17 protein-coding genes and 1 tRNA gene are annotated in these 18,600 nt (G+C 65.9%); 13 read left to right on the top strand and 5 right to left on the bottom strand.

Annotated features, from left to right (window positions below; genetic code table 11):
* Positions 1-9: 9 nt before the first annotated feature.
* Together ACREE8_RS19995 and ACREE8_RS19990 are read right to left on the bottom strand one after the other, a co-directional pair.
* Positions 10-927: a DMT family transporter gene (locus tag ACREE8_RS19995; protein ID WP_431574772.1), complete on the bottom strand. Its 918-nt coding sequence runs from the start codon at positions 925-927 to the stop codon at positions 10-12.
* 247 nt (positions 928-1,174) lie between these two features.
* The gene (locus ACREE8_RS19990; protein WP_431574771.1) at positions 1,175-4,927 is read right to left on the bottom strand and encodes an ATP-binding protein; all 3,753 of its coding nucleotides are present in this window, start codon (positions 4,925-4,927) and stop codon (positions 1,175-1,177) included.
* Positions 4,928-5,119: 192 nt separating this feature from the next.
* On the opposite strand from ACREE8_RS19990, the gene ACREE8_RS19985 reads away from it, so the two are divergent.
* From ACREE8_RS19985 to ACREE8_RS19935, 11 genes are all read left to right on the top strand, one after another.
* On the top strand, positions 5,120-6,793 hold the full coding sequence (locus ACREE8_RS19985) for an MFS transporter (RefSeq protein WP_431574770.1): 1,674 nt from the start codon (positions 5,120-5,122) through the stop codon (positions 6,791-6,793).
* 193 nt (positions 6,794-6,986) lie between these two features.
* The gene (gene mnmA, locus ACREE8_RS19980) at positions 6,987-8,156 is read left to right on the top strand and encodes a tRNA 2-thiouridine(34) synthase MnmA (RefSeq protein ID WP_431574769.1); all 1,170 of its coding nucleotides are present in this window, start codon (positions 6,987-6,989) and stop codon (positions 8,154-8,156) included.
* A complete protein-coding gene (locus ACREE8_RS19975) occupies positions 8,153-8,458 on the top strand; it encodes an SCP2 sterol-binding domain-containing protein (RefSeq protein WP_431574768.1) in 306 nt (101 codons plus the stop codon). Before mnmA ends, ACREE8_RS19975 begins: the two co-directional genes overlap by 4 nt.
* Before the next feature lie 186 nt (positions 8,459-8,644).
* Positions 8,645-8,720 (top strand) — tRNA-Met (locus ACREE8_RS19970).
* Positions 8,721-8,960: 240 nt separating this feature from the next.
* Positions 8,961-9,992 (top strand): phosphogluconate dehydrogenase (NAD(+)-dependent, decarboxylating), encoded by a 1,032-nt coding sequence (gene gnd, locus ACREE8_RS19965; RefSeq protein ID WP_431574767.1) that lies wholly within the window; start codon positions 8,961-8,963, stop codon positions 9,990-9,992.
* Between the two features lie 2 nt (positions 9,993-9,994).
* On the top strand, positions 9,995-11,590 hold the full coding sequence (gene zwf, locus ACREE8_RS19960; protein WP_431574766.1) for a glucose-6-phosphate dehydrogenase: 1,596 nt from the start codon (positions 9,995-9,997) through the stop codon (positions 11,588-11,590).
* The gene (locus tag ACREE8_RS19955; RefSeq protein ID WP_431574765.1) at positions 11,587-12,411 is read left to right on the top strand and encodes a Cof-type HAD-IIB family hydrolase; all 825 of its coding nucleotides are present in this window, start codon (positions 11,587-11,589) and stop codon (positions 12,409-12,411) included. The genes zwf and ACREE8_RS19955 overlap by 4 nt, the downstream gene beginning before the upstream one ends.
* Before the next feature lie 23 nt (positions 12,412-12,434).
* Positions 12,435-12,986, top strand: a complete 552-nt coding sequence (locus tag ACREE8_RS19950) for a gluconokinase (protein WP_431574764.1) — start codon at positions 12,435-12,437, stop codon at positions 12,984-12,986.
* Positions 12,983-13,714 carry a 6-phosphogluconolactonase gene (gene pgl, locus ACREE8_RS19945; protein ID WP_431574763.1) on the top strand — a complete coding sequence of 244 codons (732 nt, stop codon included), beginning with the start codon at positions 12,983-12,985 and terminating at the stop codon, positions 13,712-13,714. Before ACREE8_RS19950 ends, pgl begins: the two co-directional genes overlap by 4 nt.
* A complete protein-coding gene (gene rpiA, locus ACREE8_RS19940; protein WP_431574762.1) occupies positions 13,711-14,400 on the top strand; it encodes a ribose-5-phosphate isomerase RpiA in 690 nt (229 codons plus the stop codon). Before pgl ends, rpiA begins: the two co-directional genes overlap by 4 nt.
* Positions 14,401-14,679: 279 nt before the next feature.
* Positions 14,680-15,204 (top strand): PAS domain-containing protein, encoded by a 525-nt coding sequence (locus ACREE8_RS19935; RefSeq protein ID WP_431574761.1) that lies wholly within the window; start codon positions 14,680-14,682, stop codon positions 15,202-15,204.
* Positions 15,205-15,234: 30 nt separating this feature from the next.
* Here ACREE8_RS19935 and ACREE8_RS19930 read toward each other — a convergent pair whose 3' ends face one another.
* The 3 genes from ACREE8_RS19930 to ACREE8_RS19920 all read right to left on the bottom strand — a co-directional run bounded on the left by ACREE8_RS19930 (position 15,235) and on the right by ACREE8_RS19920 (position 17,388).
* Positions 15,235-15,942, bottom strand: coding sequence for an HAD-IA family hydrolase (locus ACREE8_RS19930; protein WP_431574760.1), 708 nt, complete (start codon positions 15,940-15,942; stop codon positions 15,235-15,237).
* A gap of 133 nt (positions 15,943-16,075) precedes the next feature.
* Positions 16,076-16,999, bottom strand: coding sequence for a PLP-dependent cysteine synthase family protein (locus tag ACREE8_RS19925; protein ID WP_431574759.1), 924 nt, complete (start codon positions 16,997-16,999; stop codon positions 16,076-16,078).
* Positions 16,996-17,388 carry a DUF488 domain-containing protein gene (locus ACREE8_RS19920; protein ID WP_431574758.1) on the bottom strand — a complete coding sequence of 131 codons (393 nt, stop codon included), beginning with the start codon at positions 17,386-17,388 and terminating at the stop codon, positions 16,996-16,998. The genes ACREE8_RS19925 and ACREE8_RS19920 overlap by 4 nt, the downstream gene beginning before the upstream one ends.
* Positions 17,389-17,561: 173 nt before the next feature.
* Here ACREE8_RS19920 and ACREE8_RS19915 point away from each other — a divergent pair, with 173 nt between their 5' ends.
* Together ACREE8_RS19915 and ACREE8_RS19910 are read left to right on the top strand one after the other, a co-directional pair.
* A complete protein-coding gene (locus ACREE8_RS19915; RefSeq protein WP_431574757.1) occupies positions 17,562-17,900 on the top strand; it encodes a MarR family winged helix-turn-helix transcriptional regulator in 339 nt (112 codons plus the stop codon).
* 57 nt (positions 17,901-17,957) lie between these two features.
* Positions 17,958-18,542 carry a 2'-5' RNA ligase family protein gene (locus ACREE8_RS19910; protein ID WP_431574756.1) on the top strand — a complete coding sequence of 195 codons (585 nt, stop codon included), beginning with the start codon at positions 17,958-17,960 and terminating at the stop codon, positions 18,540-18,542.
* The last annotated feature ends 58 nt before the right edge of the window (positions 18,543-18,600 follow it).

Raw genomic sequence — 18,600 nt, 5'->3', positions numbered from 1 at the left:
CGCCCGAGCCTATTTGGCCGCAATCACACCAGCCGTGACAATCAGGGCCGCACCGCCGAGCAGTCCCAGCGTCGGTGTTGCGAGTCCGGCCGCAATCAGGAACAGCGCGCTCACAAGCGGTGTCGCATAGGCGAGAGTGGCGAGCAGCAGGCGGTTGCCCTTTCGTACGCCGTGATCCCAGGCGAGGTTGCCGAGCCCCAGCGGCGCGATCCCCACCAACGCGGTACCAATCAGCGCTTGAGGCGTCGGCGCGACCCAGTCCTCGAGCAGGAGATGGATCGCGAACGCGATGACGGCCGAAAGCGCAAGCCCCCACGACAATGCGTCGGGAGCGTTTTCGCCTTGCCACAGGCGAAAGACGACGAAGAGTGCCCAGGCAAGTCCACCGCCCGCGGCAAGCCCGGCACCAATCCAGGACAGATCCCCTCCACCGCCCCCGATAACCAGCGCTGCTCCAGCCAACCCGATCACCACGCCGCCGATGTGGCGCCTTCGAAGCACCGCGAGGCCCAGGGCGGCGGCAAGAATCACGACGATCACCGGCCAGAGATACAAGATGAGATTGGCCTCGGCTGCCGGGATATGGCGGAGCGCAATGATGAAGAGCACGTCTGACAAAAGAAGGCCGACCGCGACCATGATGGCGGCGAGCCATCTCGACGCTCGCAGGCCGGTGCCGCACTTTCGGCCGGTGGCAACCGCCGTACCGGAGGCCGGCAGGGCAAAGAGCAGAAGCGCTCCGGTCGCAAAGATGATTGCGAGATACTGGAACAGCGGCATCGATGTGGTGGTAAGGGCCGCCAGCAACGGCCATGTCGCCCAGAGTGGCACTGCCAATGCGCCGACCAGCGTCCAGAGAAGCTTCGATCCCGATGGAGGCCAGGGAATGGCGTCCGGCAGCTTCAGGCGGGCGAAAGTGGTCGCCATGGCGGCATCTCTCCAGCTCAGCGAGGTGCAATGATACGAGATACTGGACGGCCGCGCTTGCGAATGAAAGAGCAGAGGCCTCCTTCCTCTCCCACCTTGCCTTCAGGAGAGGAGAGGGCAGGGTGAGAGGAGGCGGTCCAGCCAAACTCGATGTGGGGGAACGAGCTCCTGGAGAGAAGTCGTGCTTCTCCGGAGATGTGGGGGAACGAGCTCCTGGAGAGAAGTCGTGCTTCTCAGGAGGAGTCCCTCACGCCGTCCGCGTCGGTCTGTAGCGCGTCACGAGCGCACGCAGCTGGGCCGGCTTCACCGGCTTCAACAGCACATCGAGCCCGAGGCTGCGGGCGCGGGAAAGGTTGGCGGCGTCGCGATCGGCGGTGACCAGGGCGGCCGGCAGGCGCGGACCCCAGGCCGACCGCAGCCGCCCGATCTCGGCGAAACCATCGGGCCGGTCGTCGCCCAAATGGAGATCGATCAGCACCAGGTCCGGGATGCGGCCATTGACCCTGGCGATCGCCTGGTCGGCGTCCTCGACGGCCATGACCTCGCAGCCCCAGCTCGCCAGCAGCACGGTCATGGCATCGCGCACCGCTGCCTCGTCGTCGATGCAGACGACCATCGCGGCACGGCTCGTGGCCGGCGGCGGTGCCACGCGATCGGGCGCGCGATCGGGAACCGCGCGCGACGTCACGGCCGCCAGCGGCATCTCGATCGAGAAGGTGGAACCCCGGCCCGGTTCGGAGGCGAGCCGCAAGGGATGCCCCAGCATGCGGGCGATGCGGTCGACGATGGCGAGACCCAACCCGAGGCCTCGTTCGCCTTTCCCTTCGCGGCGGCCCAGCCGGACAAATTCCTTGAACACCTCGGTCTGGCTCGCCTTCGGAATGCCGGGGCCATTGTCATGCACCTCGAACCGCAACGTCCCGCCATGGCGCCGGCAGCCGATCAGCACACGAGCCGAACGTCCCGGCACCTGGCCGTATCGGATCGCGTTGGAGAGGAAGTTCTGCAGGACGCGGCGTAGCAAGGTCGGATCGGTCTCGACCACGGCGTTGGACTCGACGAGACGCAGCTCGACCTGATTCTGGGCTGCGATCAGCATGAAGGATTCGACCAGGGACTGCAGCAGCGGACCGACCGGGACCGGCTTGCGCTCGGGCCGCACCGTGCCGGTATCGAGCTTGGCAATGTCGAGCAGGGCGTTGAGCAGATCGTCGACGGCGCTCAGCCCCAGCTCGATCTTCGACACCAGCTCGTCGTCCGGATGGCGCTCGCCGAGGGCGGCCAGGAAAAGCCGGGTCGCATGCAGCGGCTGCAGGAGATCGTGGCTGGCCGCGGCGATGAATCGCGTCTTGTCGATGTTGGCTTCCTCGGCGCGCGTGCGGGCAGTTTCGAGCTCCGACGTGCGTTCGGCGACCCGGCGCTCGAGCGACTCGTTGGCGAGGCGCATCGCCGCTTCGGCACGCCGGCGATCGCTGATATCGACATAGAGCAGGAAAAAGCCCAGCACCTCGCCGCGCTCGTCGCGGTGGGGGATGTAAGTGCCGCGCGCAACCTCGATCTTGGCGTCGTTGATCGGGAAATCGATCTCGAAGCTCTGCGGCTGCCCCGCGAGGGCCGCGTCGATATGGGGCTTGAGGCGCGCATAGCGCTCGGGTTCCAGCGCCTCGGCGACCCGGCGGCCTTCGGAAGCCCGCGACGCCAGCTGGAGAGCCGCCTGATAGGGCCGATTGGCGAAACGATAGCGCTCCTCGCGATCCACATAGGCGATCAGCACCGGCACATTGTCGGTGATGATGCGGATGCGCCGCTCGCTGTCGCGCAAGGCCTCGGCCGCGCTCACCCGGTCGGTCACGTCGTTGGCGGTGATGACGATGCCGCGATCGGACAGGGGATCGACGCGAAGCTCCGTCACGGTGCCGCTGGCCAGGCGGATTTCCTGGAACGCGGCCCTAGTGCGGAGTGCCAGCGATCCCAGGGTCGGCACGGCATGAGCCAGATCGAACAGCGTCGCTCCGGTCCGCAGCTGTTCCGGATCGAGGCCGGTCAAGCTCGCGAAGCGTTCGTTCCAGACCTCGAGCCGTCCCCCATCGTCGAACACGGCGATGCCGAGGCCCATATGATCGAGCGTGCGGCGCAGCAGATCGGCGTTGTAGCGGATGGCGGCGGTCGCCTCGTCGAGCATTTCCCGGAACGTACCGGGCAGCCAGAGACCGCGGCGACGGGCGGCCGTTACCACCACGCGGGCCGAGGCCGACCCGATCGTTCCCGACAACAACCGCTCGGTGAATTCGAGCGCCGCGGCGCCTGAAAGCTTCTGGCCGGCGAAAGCCTGGCTCGCACGCTCCGCGCCGATGAAGCGGGCCGCGAGTTCGCGCAGCTGGTCGAGTTCGGTGGCGGCGGGCTCTTCCGCGGGCTCGTTATGCTCGACCTCGGCGCCGGAGACGAAGGCATCGGCCTGGGAGAGGTCGCGCGCCGAGGCCTTCGCCAGCAGCGAACCGATCACGGTCAAGCCAAGATTGATGAGGAACCCGACCACGAAGCCGCGGGTCAGGGGATCGAACCAGGCCAGCGGCCCCACGGGCGGCAGAGCGATGGCCGCGGCCGGATCGATGGTCGGCCAAAGCACGGCCCAGAACCAGATGGCGAAGCCGGCGGCCAGCCCGGCGATCACGCCATGGCGATGGGTGCGTCGCCAATAGAGACCGAGGATCAGGCCCGGCGCGAAATTCGATACGGCGCAGAACGAGACCATGCCGATCGTCGCCAGGGGCAGGATGCCGGTGATGACCCGGTAATAGGCAAAGGCCGCGAGCAGGATGACGACGACCGCGATCCGGCGCACCAGCAGGGCCAGCTGGCCGATATTGCCCTCGTTCGGTTGGCGGCTGCGCAGCAGCAGCGGCATCACCAGCTCGTTGCCGATCATGCCCGAGAGCGCCATGCAGGCGATCGCGACCATGCTGGTCGCGGCCGAGAGTCCGCCGATGAAGACCAGCGCCACCAGCCAGTCGGCGCCGGACTGCAGGGGCAGCATCAGGACGAACAGGTCGGGAGCGACGTCGGCGCCCAGCCGATGCAGGCCGGCAAGCGCGATCGGAATCACGAAGACATTGATCAGCAGCAGATAGAGCGGAAACAGGATGCGCGCCGTCGGCAGGCTGCGCGGATGATGATGCTCGACCACCGCCACATGGAACTGGCGCGGCAAACAGAGAAAAGCCATGGCGGAGAGCGCGGTGAGGGCGATCCAGCTCGCGGTGGGCGCCAGGTTCGTGGGATTCGAGGGGAGGGAGGCGGCATTGAATTGCGCCATGAGATCGCCCGGGCCGTCATAGAGCTGCCACACCACGAAGATGCCGGCCGCCAGCAGCGCACAGAGCTTGACCAGCGACTCGATGGCGATCGCCATCATCATGCCGCGATGCTGCTCGCTGGCTTGGACATGCCGCACGCCGAAGAGGATGGTGAAGGCTGCCATCAGCAGCGAGACGATCAGGGCCGTGTCCTGCCAGAGCGGTGTGGCGGCTTTGGCCGCGGCGGCGCCGGTTTCGCCCGAGAGCGCGGCGAAGGTGAAGGAGACCGCCTGAAGCTGCAGCGCGATATAGGGCATCGCGCCCATCACCGCGATCAGCGTGGCCATCACCGAGACCGCGCGGCTGCGGCCGTAGCGGGCGCCCAGGAAATCGGCGATCGAGGTTACGTTCTGGCGCTTGGCGACACGCACGATCTTGGCCATGAGCGGCTGGGCGAACAGGATCACCAGGGTCGGGCCGACATAAATGAGCGCGAAATCCAGGCCGTTGTTCACGGCGCGTCCGACCGAACCGTAGAAGGTCCAGGAGGTGCAGTAGATCGCCAGCGACAGGGCATAGACGATGGGGGCGAGCCGGCTCGAGGCCCAGGACCGCGCATGACGCTCGCCGAAATGCGCGATCACGAAAAGCAGGCCGAGATAGGCCAGCGACAGGCCGAGAATGGGCGTTCCGTGCGACATCGTCATGGCAGGCTAGGCCCTCGATCCCCGGTCAGGAAGCCAGTCCCGTCTCCGACCAAAGTATAGGGTCATTTTCCGGGCCTGGGGCGCTAACAGGAAAGCGGCCGAAAAGCAGAGTCGGGAAGAGCCGCGCCCGCTAAGGAGCGTCCGGCGTTCCCTCAAGAAACGGGTTCGTGGCCCGACCAGGGAAGGAAAATCATGAGCGCTCAACAAGGCACCGCCGGCAAGCTCGGCGCGGAACGCGGCATAACGGACAAGCGGTTGGTGGTTTTCGCCTCCTCGCTCGGCACCGTGTTCGAGTGGTATGACTTTTACTTGTACGGCTCGCTGGCCGCGATCATCGCCAAGCAGTTCTTCTCCGCGGTCAACCCGACGGCGGGCTTCATTTTCGCGCTGCTGGCCTTCGCCGCCGGCTTCTTCGTGCGTCCGTTCGGCGCGCTGGTATTCGGCCGGCTGGGCGATCTGGTGGGCCGCAAATACACCTTCCTGATCACCATCGTGATCATGGGCTTCTCGACCTTCATCGTGGGTTTGTTGCCGAGCTACGCCTCGATCGGCATCCTGGCGCCGGTGATCCTGGTCGTGCTGCGCATGCTGCAGGGGCTGGCGCTCGGCGGCGAGTATGGCGGTGCTGCCACCTATGTGGCCGAGCATGCGGCCCCGAACCGGCGCGGCTTCATGACGAGCTGGATCCAGACCACGGCGACTCTGGGCCTGTTCCTCTCGTTGATCGTCATTCTCGGTGTGCGCACCTGGATGGGCGAGGAGGCCTTCGCCGATTGGGGCTGGCGCATTCCGTTCCTGGTCTCGATCGTCCTGCTGGGCGTTTCTGTCTGGATTCGACTCAAACTCAACGAGACGCCGCTGTTCCAGCAGATGAAGGCCGAGGGCAAGGGTTCGAAGGCGCCGCTCACCGAATCCTTCGCGCGCTGGGGCAACTTCAAGATCGTGCTTCTGGCCCTGATCGGTCTCACCATGGGCCAGGCCGTCGTCTGGTATACGGGCCAGTTCTACGCGCTCTTCTTCCTGACCCAGACACTCAAGGTGGATGGCCCCACGGCCAATATCCTGATCGCGGTGGCCCTCCTCATCGGCACGCCCTTCTTCATCTTCTTCGGCTGGCTCTCCGACAAGATCGGCCGCAAATTGATCATTCTCGGCGGCTGCCTCCTCGCGGTAATCACTTATTTCCCGGTGTTCCACGGGATCGCCTATTTCGCCAACCCGGCACTCTATGCCGCACAGGCCAGCGCGCCGGTGACGGTAATCGCCGATCCGGATGCCTGCTCGTTCCAGTTCAATCCGGTGGGCACGGCGAAGTTCCTCAGCTCCTGCGATATTGCGAAGGGTTTCCTTGCCAGGAACTCGGTCAATTACGAAAACGAGGCAGCCCCCGCGGGTACCGTGGCGCAGATCAAGGTCGGCGATACCGTGATCGACAGCTTCGAGGGCAAAGGCCTGGCTCCCGAAGACTTAAAGGCCAAGAACGAAGCCTTTACGAAGGCCCTCGGCGAAGCGATCAAGGCAGCGGGATATCCGGCCAAGGCTGATCCCACGCAGATCAACTATTTCATGGTCGCGCTGCTGCTATTCTATCTCGTGATCCTGGTGACGATGGTATATGGCCCGATTGCGGCCATGTTGGTCGAGTTGTTCCCGACCCGCATCCGCTACACCTCGATGTCGCTGCCTTATCACATCGGCAATGGCTGGTTCGGCGGTTTCCTGCCGTTCCTGGCCTTCGCCATGGTCGCCGCCAAGGGCGACATCTATTACGGCCTCTGGTACCCGATCGTGGTGGCGGCGATCACCTTCGTCATCGGGATGATCTTCATCCGCGAGACCAAGGATCATCGGATCGACGTGCTCTAAGCACGGCTTCCATCGAAAGCGACGACGGTACTCCCGTCGTCCGGGGCCTTCTCCTTCGGGGGAAGGCCCCTTTTTTCTGGGCGATGGCACCGGTCGGGACGCCAAAACCGGCGGTTTTGCGGGGGAATCCGGCCCCTCCGGCTGCGGCCATCGGCTCCTGACAAGCGCCGCCGGGCCCCTTATATTCCGGGCCATGCCGAAGGGACCCACCCTCGATGATCTGACCGCGCCGCTGCGCCTGGAAGGTGTCGCGCCGGGCGCGCGCGTGGTCGCGGCCATGTCGGGCGGCGTCGACAGCTCGGTCGCGGCGGCGCTCCTCGCCCATGCCGGCTATGAGGTGGTAGGCATCACGCTCCAGCTCTACGACCATGGCGCCGCGATCAGCCGCAAGGGTGCCTGCTGCGCCGGCCAGGACATCTATGACGCCAAGCGCGTCGCCGATCAGCTTTCCATCGATCATTACGTCCTCGATTACGAGGCGCGGTTCCGCGCGGCCGTGATCGAGGATTTCGCCGACAGCTATCTCGCCGGCGAGACGCCGATCCCCTGCGTGCGCTGCAACGAGCGCGTCAAGTTCGGCGATCTCCTGGGCACGGCGCGCGAACTGGGTGCTTCGGCGCTGGCCACCGGCCATTATGTGCGCCGTCTCGAGGGCACCGGTGGCGCCGAGCTTCATCGCGCGGTCGATCCGAGCCGCGACCAGAGCTATTTCCTGTTCGCGACCACGGGTGCGCAGCTCGATTATCTGCGCTTTCCTCTCGGTCATCTGGAGAAGCGCGAGACTCGCGCCATCGCGGAGCGCCTGGGCCTCGGCGTCGCCGCCAAGCCCGACAGCCAGGATATCTGCTTCGTGCCCTCGGGCCGCTATGCCGAGGTGGTCGAGAAGCTGCGGCCGGGTGCGGCCGAGCCTGGCGACATCGTGCATGTCGATGGGCGCCTGCTGGGCCGTCATGAAGGGTTGCTGCATTTCACCGTGGGTCAGCGCCGCGGCATCGGCATCTCCGAGAGTCAGGTCGATGGCGAGCCGCTCTATGTGGTGCGCCTGGATCCCGTGCGTCGGCGCCTCGTGGTCGGCCCCAAGTCGGCGCTCGGCATCGCCGCCGTTCGCCTGGGCAATGTGAATTGGCTGGCCCACCAGCCGTCCGGGGACGAGGGCGAGGCGGTCGAGGTCAAGCTGCGCTCGGCTGCTGCGCCCGTGCCCGCCCGACTCTGGCTCGACGGCCGGGGCGGAGCGCGAGTCGAGCTGGCCGAACCGCAATTGGGAGTGGCGCCGGGCCAGGCTTGCGTGTTCTATCGCGGGAGCCGGGTGCTGGGTGGCGGTTGGATCCGGCGCGACGAAGCCAAAACGGAGGCGGCAGCATGAGCGAGATCGAGGACCTGACCCAGATCCTGAACGAGAAGGTCAAGTTCCTGCCGCCTTTGGGCTACAAGCTCAAGATCGAGCTCGACGAGGGCGGTCTCGTGATCTGGGACGGCACCGGCAGCGCCCCCGTCATCACCAATGAGGATGGCAGCGCCGACACGACACTGCGAATGACCTCCAACAATGCCAAGGCCCTGATGGAGGGCCGCCTCGATCCCACGCTCGCCTATATGACCGGCAAGCTGAAGGTCGAGGGCAAGCTCGGCGTCGCCATGAAACTGGCCGCGATGCTGGGGGATTGAGCGGGCGCTGAAAAAGAGCCCCGTTTCGGCCCGGCCGGTGGGCCAAAATCTAGCGCAAATCCAATTATTTAGGTCTGAACTCCAGGCCGGTTGACAGGGGTTCGGCCTTCGCCATATACCCTTGCGTCCCGCGGCCGGCCGCTCTGAGCGCCGGCCGATCTTGTTCCGGGCAGATTTTCACGACGGGGCGGCGTAGCTCAGTCGGTAGAGCAGGGGAATCATAATCCCTGTGTCGGGGGTTCGAATCCCTCCGCCGCCACCATCGTGAACACCACTCCTAAATCCCACACAGCGAACAGCGCCGTCCGGCGGGGGCATTCGCACGCGAATGTCACAATGAGCCGGATTTAATGGCTCGATCATCGATCCCATCTCGTTGGCACCTTGATGGCGGGCCATCGCGGGTGGCGCCGGGGGCTCGGTCGCGCCTAAAGTTCGGCCCTGACGAGGCCGGTCCAGACCATCCGCCGCCAGCGACCGCTTTTCCCAGGGAGTGACATCGATGCAGATTGGCGTGATCGGTTTGGGTCGCATGGGCGGCAATATCTGCCGGCGCCTGATGAAGGCGGGCCATGGTTGCGTGGTGTTCGATGCGGACGCCAAGCCGCGCGAGGCGCTGGCGAAGGAGGGTGCCATTGCTGCGGCCTCGCTCGAGGCCATGGTCAAGGCGTTCACCGGCAAGCCTCGCGCAGTCTGGGTAATGCTTCCCGCCGGCCGCATCACCGAGGAGACGGTCGCGCATCTCGGCACCCTGCTGCAGCCCGACGACATCGTCATCGATGGCGGCAATTCCTTCTATAAGGACGACATCCGCCGTGCGAAGGAGCTGGCGCAGAAACGAATCCGCTATGTCGATTGCGGGACCTCGGGCGGCATCTGGGGCATCGAGCGCGGCTATTGCATGATGATTGGCGGCGACAAGGCGGTCGTGGATCATCTCGATCCGATCTTCGCGGCTTTGGCGCCGGGCCGCGGCGACATCCCACGCACGCGCGGCCGCACCAATGGCGATGCGCGCGCCGAGCAGGGCTATATCCATGCCGGCCCGCCCGGCGCCGGCCATTTCGTCAAGATGATCCATAACGGCATCGAGTATGGATTGATGCAGGCCTATGCCGAGGGCTTCGATATCCTGCGCAACAAGGATTCCGAGGATCTGCCCGAAGAGGAACGCTTCGAGCTGAACGTCGCCGACATCGCCGAGGTGTGGCGGCGCGGCAGCGTCATCTCCTCCTGGCTGCTCGACCTGGGCGCCGCGGCGCTGGCCAAGGATCCGCAGTTGAAGGGCTTCTCCGGCTTCGTCCAGGATTCCGGCGAGGGCCGCTGGACCATCGAGGCCGCGATCGAGGAAGCTGTCCCGGCGGAGGTCTTGTCCTCCGCGCTCTTCGCCCGCTTCCGCTCGCGCCAGGGCCATACCTTCGCGGAGAAGGTCCTCTCGGCGATGCGGCTGGGCTTCGGCGGCCATGTCGAAGGCCAAGGGCCTGCCGATCCCGATGCCGGGTCGGGCATGCCCTCGAAGGACGCGGCGAAATAGCCATGCCCGACAGCCAACCGATCCGCGTCTCCTCGGCGACACGCGTCCGCGAGAGACAATCGTCAGGCCGCTTGCCGAAGCTGGCCGATCCTTGTGCCATGGTGATCTTCGGCGCCACCGGCGACCTCACCAACCGGCTGGTGATGCCGGCCCTCTATAATCTCGCGCGGACCCAGGTGCTGCCGGAGAACTTCGCCCTGATCGGCGTGGCGCGGGCGGAGGGCACGGCCGAAAGCTGGCGCGATCATCTCTATGGCCTGTTGAAGAGCTATGTCGGCAATGCCGCGCGCGAGTTTCATCTCGACCAGATCGACGAGGCGGCCTGGAAGCGGCTCGCGGACAGGATGTTCTATGTCCAGGGCGACCTGACTCAGCCCGAGCTCTATGAGAAGCTTCGCGGCGTTCTCGCCGAGGCCGAGAAAAGCTGCGGCACGCGCGGCAACGCGATCTTCTATCTCGCCACGGCCGACCGGCTGTTCGGCACCGTGGTGGAACAGCTGGGGCAGGCGAAGCTGACCGACCAGAGCGAGGGCCGATTCTGGCGCCGCGTGGTGATCGAGAAGCCGTTCGGCCACAGCCTCGATTCCGCGCGCGAGCTCAATGCCCGCATCCTGCGCAGCCTGCAGGAGAACCAGATCTTCCGGATCGACCATTTTCTGGGCAAGGACACGGTCCAGAGCATCATGGCGTTCCGCTTCGCCAACGGCCTGTTCGAGCCGATCTGGAATCGCGACCGCATCGACCATGTGCAGATCACCGCGGCCGAGACGGTCGGCGTCGAGAAGCGCGGCGAATTTTATGAAGCCACGGGCGCGCTGCGCGACATGGTGCCGAACCATGTCTTCGCGCTCTTGTCGATGGTCGCCATGGAACCGCCCGTGGGATTCGACGAAACCTCGATCCGCAGCAAGAAGGCGGAGGTGTTCTCGGCCATGCCGGCGGTCAAGCCGGAGCGGGCGGTGAGGGGTCAGTATCTGGCGGGGACGGTCCGCGGCAAGGCGGTCAAGGCCTATCGGGACGAACCCGAAGTGGCGCCGGATTCGAAGGTCGAGACCTATGTCGCGATGGAGCTCACCATCGACAATTGGCGTTGGGCCGGCGTCCCTTTCTATATCCGGACCGGCAAGCATCTCTCCCACCGCAACACCGAGATCGCGATCCGCTTCAAGCCGGCGCCCTATGCGGCGTTCCAGGGCACGCCCGTGGACAGCCTGCCGCCCAACTGGCTGGTGCTGCGCATCGCACCCGACGAGGGCATCTCCCTGCAGTTCGAGGTCAAGCGCCGCGGGCCGGTCATGGATCTCGCCGCGGTGAAGATGGACTTCCACTACAATGACTGGTTTCCGAAGGAGGCCAATGTCGGCTACGAGACGCTGATCTATGACGTCATGATCGGCGATCCCACGCTCTTCATGCGCGCCGACATGGTGGAGCAGGCCTGGCGGGTGGTGCAGCCGGTGCTCGATGCCTGGGCCGCCGATCCGTCCGATGTGCCCAGTTACGAATCCGGCGGCGTCGGACCGGCGGCGGCCGACGACTTGCTGGAGGGCGATCGTGTCTGGCGGCCGGTGGCGCCGCCCTCGGAGCGCCAGACTTGAAGGCACCCGGCAACATCCGTCTCTTTCTCTCCGACGTGGACGGCACGCTGGTCACGCATGAGAAGCAACTGACCGAGGCGACGAAGGCGGCCGCCCGCGAGCTGCGCGACGCCGGCATCCTCCTCGCCATCACCAGCGGCCGGGCGCCGCAGGGCATGCGCATGCTGATCGAGCCGCTCGGTCTCGAGCAGGCCATCGCGGGCTTCAATGGCGGGCTCCTGGTCAATCCCGATCTCTCCGTCATCGAACGCCACCGGCTCGATCCGGCGATCGCGCGGCGGGCGCTGGCCTTGATCCTCGAGCAGGGCCTCGATGCCTGGGTCTATACCGAAGCGGATTGGCTGGTCCGCGATCCGAAAGCGCCGCATGTGGCCAATGACCGGATGGCGGTTCAGTTCGAGCCAAGGGTGGTTTCGTCCTTCACGGAGGCCGACCTGGCGCAGGCGATCAAGGTCGTCGGTGTCTCCGACGATTTCGCCCGGGTCGCTGCTTGCGAGGCGATGATGCAGCGCGAGCTGGGCGATCGGGCCAGCGCCACGCGCTCGCAGGCCTATTATCTCGACGTGACGCATCCGCAGGCCAACAAGGGCGCGGTCGTCACGACCATGTCCCGGCGGCTGAACATTCCGCCCGAGCAGATTGCCACCATCGGGGACATGCCGAACGATGTCCTCATGTTCCGCCGCAGCGGCTTTTCGATCGCGATGGGCAATGCCAGCGACACGGTGAAGGCGCAGGCGAAGGCCGTGACCGACAGCAGCGAGAATGACGGTTTTGCCAAGGCGGTCCGCAACTTCCTTCTGATCCCGGCCAAGACATGAACGAGGCTAGCAGCGATTTTCCGATGTCCGATGCCCGCGCCATCGCCAGGCCGGTGATCGTCGTCGTCATGGGCGTTTCGGGATCCGGCAAGACGACGGTGGCGGCGATGCTGGCGGCGGCCCTCGGCTGCTCCTTCCAGGAAGGCGACGATCTCCACCCTTCCGAGAATGTCGAGAAGATGGCCCATGGCAAGCCCCTGACCGATGCGGACCGGCTGCCCTGGCTGCAGAGGATCGCAAACGAGATAGATGGCTGGTGCGGGCGAGGGGAGTCCGGTGTGCTGACCTGTTCGGCCCTGAAGCGATCCTATCGCGCCATCATCATCGGCGAACGGTCCGGCGTCACGCTGGTCTATCTGAAAGGGGCCTATGATCTGATCCGCCGGCGCATGGCCGCGCGCCATGAGCATTTCATGCCGCTCTCCCTGCTCGACAGCCAGTTTGCGACATTGGAGGAGCCTGTGCCCGACGAGCATCCGATCACGGGCGATGTCGGCGGTCCGCCCGCCGAGATCGTCGGCAGCATCCTGCGCCGGATCGCCGAGCGGCAAGGGCCGAAGAAGAACTCGTCATGACGGCGATCTCAGACACCAGGCTGGAAGTGCTCCCCGATCCCGACGCGCTGGCTCGACGGGCGGCGGCTTGGCTGCTCGCGGCGGCAATGGGAAAACCGGGCGATTTCGCGATCGCCCTTTCCGGCGGCTCGACGCCCCGGCGCCTCTATGAACATCTGGCGGGTGAGTCCTTTCGCGACAGCTTTCCCTGGTCCCGGACGCATTGGTTCTGGGGCGACGAGCGTTTCGTGCCGCCCGACGATGCGAAGAGCAATTACCGCATGGTGCGCGACGCGCTGCTCTCGCGGGCGCCGGTCCCCACCGACAATATCCACCCGGTGCCGACGGCAGTGGCCAGCCCGGAAGCGGCAGCCTCCGCCTATGAGCGCGAGCTCAAATCCTTCTATGGGGCCGACCGTCTCGATCCGGCGCGGCCGCTCTTCGACGTGACGCTGCTGGGGTTGGGGTCGGATGGGCATTTGGCCTCACTGTTTCCCGGCACCGCGGCGCTGACGGTGCGCGATCGTTGGGCCGCCGCCGTGGTCAGCGCCCAGCCCGAGGCGCGGATCACGCTGACCTATCCGGCCTTGGAGAGCAGCCGCCAGGTGGCGTTCCTGATCTCGGGCGGCGAGAAGCGCGAAATCTTTGCGCGGCTGCGTCGCGGCGACGAGACCCTGCCGGCGGCCCGTCTCCGACCGGTCGGGTCGCTCTGGTTCTTTGCCGACGCGGCGGCCGCAGCTGCGCCATGACGATGTCTTCGCAAGACGCCGCGAAGCGCGCCGCCGCGCTGCAAGCGGTGAAGGCGATCGAGGACGGCATGGTGGTCGGTCTCGGCAGCGGTTCCACCGCCGCTCTCGCAGTCGGGGCCCTGGCGGCACGCGTCGCGCAAGGCCTGCGGGTCACCGGCATTCCGACTTCCGAGGCCACGGCCGCCTTGGCGCGACGGCTCGGCATCGCTTTGACGAGCTTCGCCGAGCAGACCCGCGTCGACATCACCATCGACGGGGCCGACCAGGTCGAGCGCGGCAGCCTCGCGCTCATCAAGGGGAGGGGTGGGGCCTTGCTGCGCGAGAAGATCGTGGCCTTTGCCAGCGACCGGATGATCGTCATCGTCGACGAGACCAAGCTGGTGGATCGCCTCGGCGGTACGACCCCGCTGCCGGTGGAGATCGTCGCCTTCGGCTGGCAGACCGTCATCGCGCGCCTGGCGGCGCTGGGCTGTTCACCGACGCTGCGCCTCGAGGGCGATAAGCCCTTCGTCACGGATGGCGGCAATCTGATCGTCGATTGCGCGATGACTGCGATTCCAGATCCGGCGGCGCTGGAAGCCCGGCTCGCGACGGTTGTCGGCGTGATCGAGAGCGGCCTTTTCATCGGGCTCGCCTCCGAGGTCCTGGTTGGTCGGCCAACGGGCGTCGAAACGCTCCGGCGCTGAGAAGCGCAGGCAGACACTCCTCGGCGGCGCGCTGGGGCTGATGGCCGCGATGCTCGTCGCCCCCCTGCTTTCCCGTGTCGGCCGCTTATCCGGTGGTCGCCGCTCGAACCCCTGAGCGGCCCTCGTCTTCCATCTCCGCACTTGCTTTGCAGGATGACTGTCGGACAAATTCTACCTGCAGATGAGGCGGTGCCCCGAGTCGGGGCTCGCCGCTTGGATCGATGCGAGCTGCGCATGAGGGTTCGATAGCCTTCGTGCGCTCCTTGGAGCGAGCGTTTCATGTTGTGCAGATTTGACATTCCTCTGGTCGAGGTCAGGGCCGGGGTGGTTCACCAGCTCGATGCCTATTGGCGATCGAAGCGAGGCGACAAGGATATTCCCAGCTGGAGCGACATCGATCCCGGCGAGATGAAGCGGATGCTGCCTTGTCTTTTTGTCGTGGAGATTCACCGCAATCCTTTCCGCCTCTATTACCGGCTCGTCGGCACGAAGGCGGTCCTGTTCCGAGGGGACCTGACGGGCCGCTTCCTCGATGAGATCCAGGAATGCACCGTGAAGGCCAAGGAGGACCTGGCCGAGTTCTATCGGCTGGCCGCCGAGGAGCGCCGGCCCGTCTATTGCGAGGACGAAGTCACGATGGGGAACAGCAAACGATCGTTCTTCGGCGGGATATTCCCGCTGGCGCCGGCGGGGCAGCCGGTCGATCGTTGCCTGGCCATCGAGGATTTCGGCCTGGCCAAGCCAAAGGAAGTCGCGGCCCACAGCCAAGGCACTCACCATTGGTGGGTGCAACGCAACCGGTAAGGCCCCTGATCGCGTTGCTCCCGTGATCGCCTAAGGCGTCTCGGCTTCGACCGCGTCGGCCAGTGCCGCCAGAGTGGCGAAGTGGTAATCGGGCTTGGTCAGCTCCGGCACTTCCTGGGTGCCGCCGAACCCCTTCAGGCCGCGGCGGCGTTCGATCCAGCACACGGTGTAGCCCAGCCGCCGCGCAACGCCGATATCGTGATACTGACTCTGGGCGACATGGAGATTGTCCTCGAGCCTGTAGCCCGCGGCGCTCAACCGGCCACGCGCGAAGGCGAAGAACTGCGGATCGGGTTTCTCGGCGCGGGCGTCGTCGACGGTGACCGTGTCATGGAACGGCCCCTCCAGGGTTTTCTCCATATGGGCCAGTGCCCAGCGCTGCGCGTTGGTCATGGCGACGAGCCTGTAGCGCCGGCGCAGCCGCTTGAGCGCCGCGACCGAGTCCGGGAACGCGGGCCAGCGCCGGACCGAATCGCGCAAGCCCTCGCCCAGCCTCGGGCCCGTCGGCAGACCCAGCTCCTGCGCCATCGCCGCATAGCCGCGGACGAGATCGTCGGGATAGTGATCGCGGCCCGCGAAATTTCGCGAGCGCCGATAGGATTCGAGGATCGCATCGTCGGCGAGCCGGGATGGATCGGCACCCGACACCTCGCGCACATAATCGACGATCCCGCGCTCGAAATCGATCAGCGTGCCGACGACGTCGAAGGTCAGAACTTTGAAGTCACGCAGCGCCATGCGGCCCTCGAATTGCTGGAGTGGCTGAGCGCGCGCAGGGCAGGACTACAGCCGACCGGTCAGGTGCTTACAATGCAGTCCGATCTTTCGGACTGACAAGCGCTTCTTCTCCGACGAAGGCCGTTTCTCGCCGCTATCGCTTGCTCAGATACTTCATCCCCGTGTCGCACATCACACTGACGACAGTCGCGTCCGGACCGAGCTGCTCGGCCAGCCGCAAGGCCGCGACGACATTGGCGCCCGTCGATGTCCCGGCAAACAGGCCTTCCTCGCGGGCCAGCCGCAGCGCCATGGCGCCGGCCTCTTCGGTCGATACCGGCTCGATCCGATCGGCGATGCCCGCCTGCCAGAGCGGCACGATGAAGCCGGCGCCGATCCCGTCGATCTTGTGGGCGCCGCTCGGGCCGCCCGACAGCACGGGCGATTCGGCAGGCTCCACGGCAACGACGCGGATCCAGTCATTGCGGAGGCGCAGAGCTTCGCCCGTGCCGCGCAGGGAAGCCGCGGTCCCCACGCTCTGGACGAAGCCGTCGATCCGCCCCCCGGTCTGGGTCCAGATCTCGTCGGCCATCCGATGATAGGCGGCGAGTTGGTCGCGATTGTTCAACTGGTCGGTCCAGAAGCCGCCGGTTTCCGCGGCGATGACGCGGGCCGCCTCGATCATGTCCCGCGTGAGCTTCTCCGTCATGCGTCCGCTGTCGCTCGGAACGATCCGAAGCCGCGCGCCCAGGATCCTCATATGGTCGAGCTTCTCGCGGGCGAAGGCGTCCGAGGTCACGACATGCAGGGGATAGCCCTTGACCGCGCAGACCAGCGCCAGCGAGACGCCGGTGCTGCCGCCGGTATATTCGACCACGCTGCCGCCGCGGCCAAGCCGGCCATCGGCCTCGGCCGTTTCGATCATGGCCAGCGCGATCCGGTCCTTCATGCTGCCGGTCGGGTTCTCGCTCTCGAGCTTCAGCAGGATGCGGGCGCCATTCCGGGGCCGGACTTGGCGCAAGGCCAGCAGCCGGGTACTGCCGATGCAGTGGAGAATGTCCCGCGGCAGGTCGCTCATGGCGGCCGGCGCGTCTTCCGGTGCCGCTCCAGCCAAAGCTTCAACGCGAAGGCGTTGTTATGCGCCTCGTCGTGGGCCGCGTAGAGCAGGGTGACGGGCCCCTGGCGCAGGCGGTCGAGCAGCGTCGTCGCGGCCGCCTGCGCCGCCGGCTCCTTCAACTCGGTGAAATAGGCATCACGAAATGCGTCCCAATCTTCCGGCTTGCCATGGAAGCGCTGGCGCAGGGCATTGCTGGGCGCGACGTCCTTGAGCCAGAGATCGATATGCGCCTTCTCCTTGGCAATACCCCGCGGCCAGAGCCGGTCGACCAGGATGCGCGCGCCGTCGCCATCGGCCGGCGGCTCGTAGATCCGCTTCACGGCCAGCGTCGCCTTTTTCGCCGCAGCCATGGATGAACTCCATTTCCATGTGGTTAAATTCAATGTATATACATATAATAATGAGCACCCGAAAGCAACCGCAGAAGACCCTCCGCACGGACGCCCGGGCCCTTGTGCAATCTTGCGCCGGCTGGAACAGCCGGCTGGCGGCGCGGCGTATTACCCAGTTCCTGGATCGTGAGATGGCTGGCGAGAGCCTGACCGTGACGCAGGTCGGGCTGATGGCTCAGATCGCTGCGGCCGACGATGACCGGCTGGGCGCCCTGGCGGAGCGCACCGGCTTGGAGCAATCGACCCTGTCGCGCAATTTGCGCACGCTCGAGGCCGAGGGGCTGGTCGAGATCGCGGTCGTGGAATCCGATCTTCGGCGCCGCGCCGTCTGGCTGACCGAGACCGGCGCGCGCCGCCTCGAGGCAGCCATCCCCGTCTGGCGCAAGGCCCATGCGAAGCTGGCGAAACTCCTGGCGCCCGACCTGGCCCGCCGCCTCGCGGAGGGGACGGAGCCGCTGATCGCGGGCTGACGGGCATCTTGCGTTGAGATAGAACTCCAGATCTTTGACTGATGAAGAATTCCGCTGATGTCCAGGCAATCTGACTTATTCGACGGAGATCGCACGCCACAGCCGACGGATCGGCTGTTTTTTGCGATCTATCCGGACTCGGCTGCTGCTACCCAGATCGCGCATCTTGCGAAGCATCTGCGCGACGAGCATGAATTGAAGGGCGCGCCGCTCGCTTTGGATCGCTTCCACGTCACGTTGCATCATCTCGGCGACCATGAGGGGCTGCCGCCAACCCTTGTTGCGGCAGCCCAGGAAGCCGGGGCTGCCATTTCCGAATCCACTTTCGACGCTGCGTTCGACTATGTGGCGAGCTTTCGCACAAGCGCGCGTAACCGGCCCTTCGTGCTGCGCGGCAGCAAGGGTCTCGCTCCGTTGATGGCCTTTCAGCAGGCGATCGGCATGGCCATGAAGAAGGCCGGTCTCGGGCGCTGGGTTCAGCCGCAATTCACGCCGCATGTAACGCTGCTCTATGACGACCATCTCGTCGGTGAGCAAACCGTCGAACAAGTGAGCTGGACGGTGCGCGAGTTCGTCCTTGTGCACAGCCTGCTGGGCCGCACCCAGCATATTCCGCTCGGGCGGTGGTCGCTGCGCGGCTAGAGCATCAATCCCGCACGCGCCGCCCGAACCTCATCCGCCGGAACGGGCCGCCCAAACT

It is taken from the genome of Hypericibacter sp. (assembly GCF_050729195.1).
Classification (GTDB): Bacteria; Pseudomonadota; Alphaproteobacteria; order Dongiales; family Dongiaceae; genus Hypericibacter.
The sequence above is the reverse complement of the archived record's forward strand: the minus strand, read 5'-3'. Positions and strand labels throughout refer to the sequence as shown.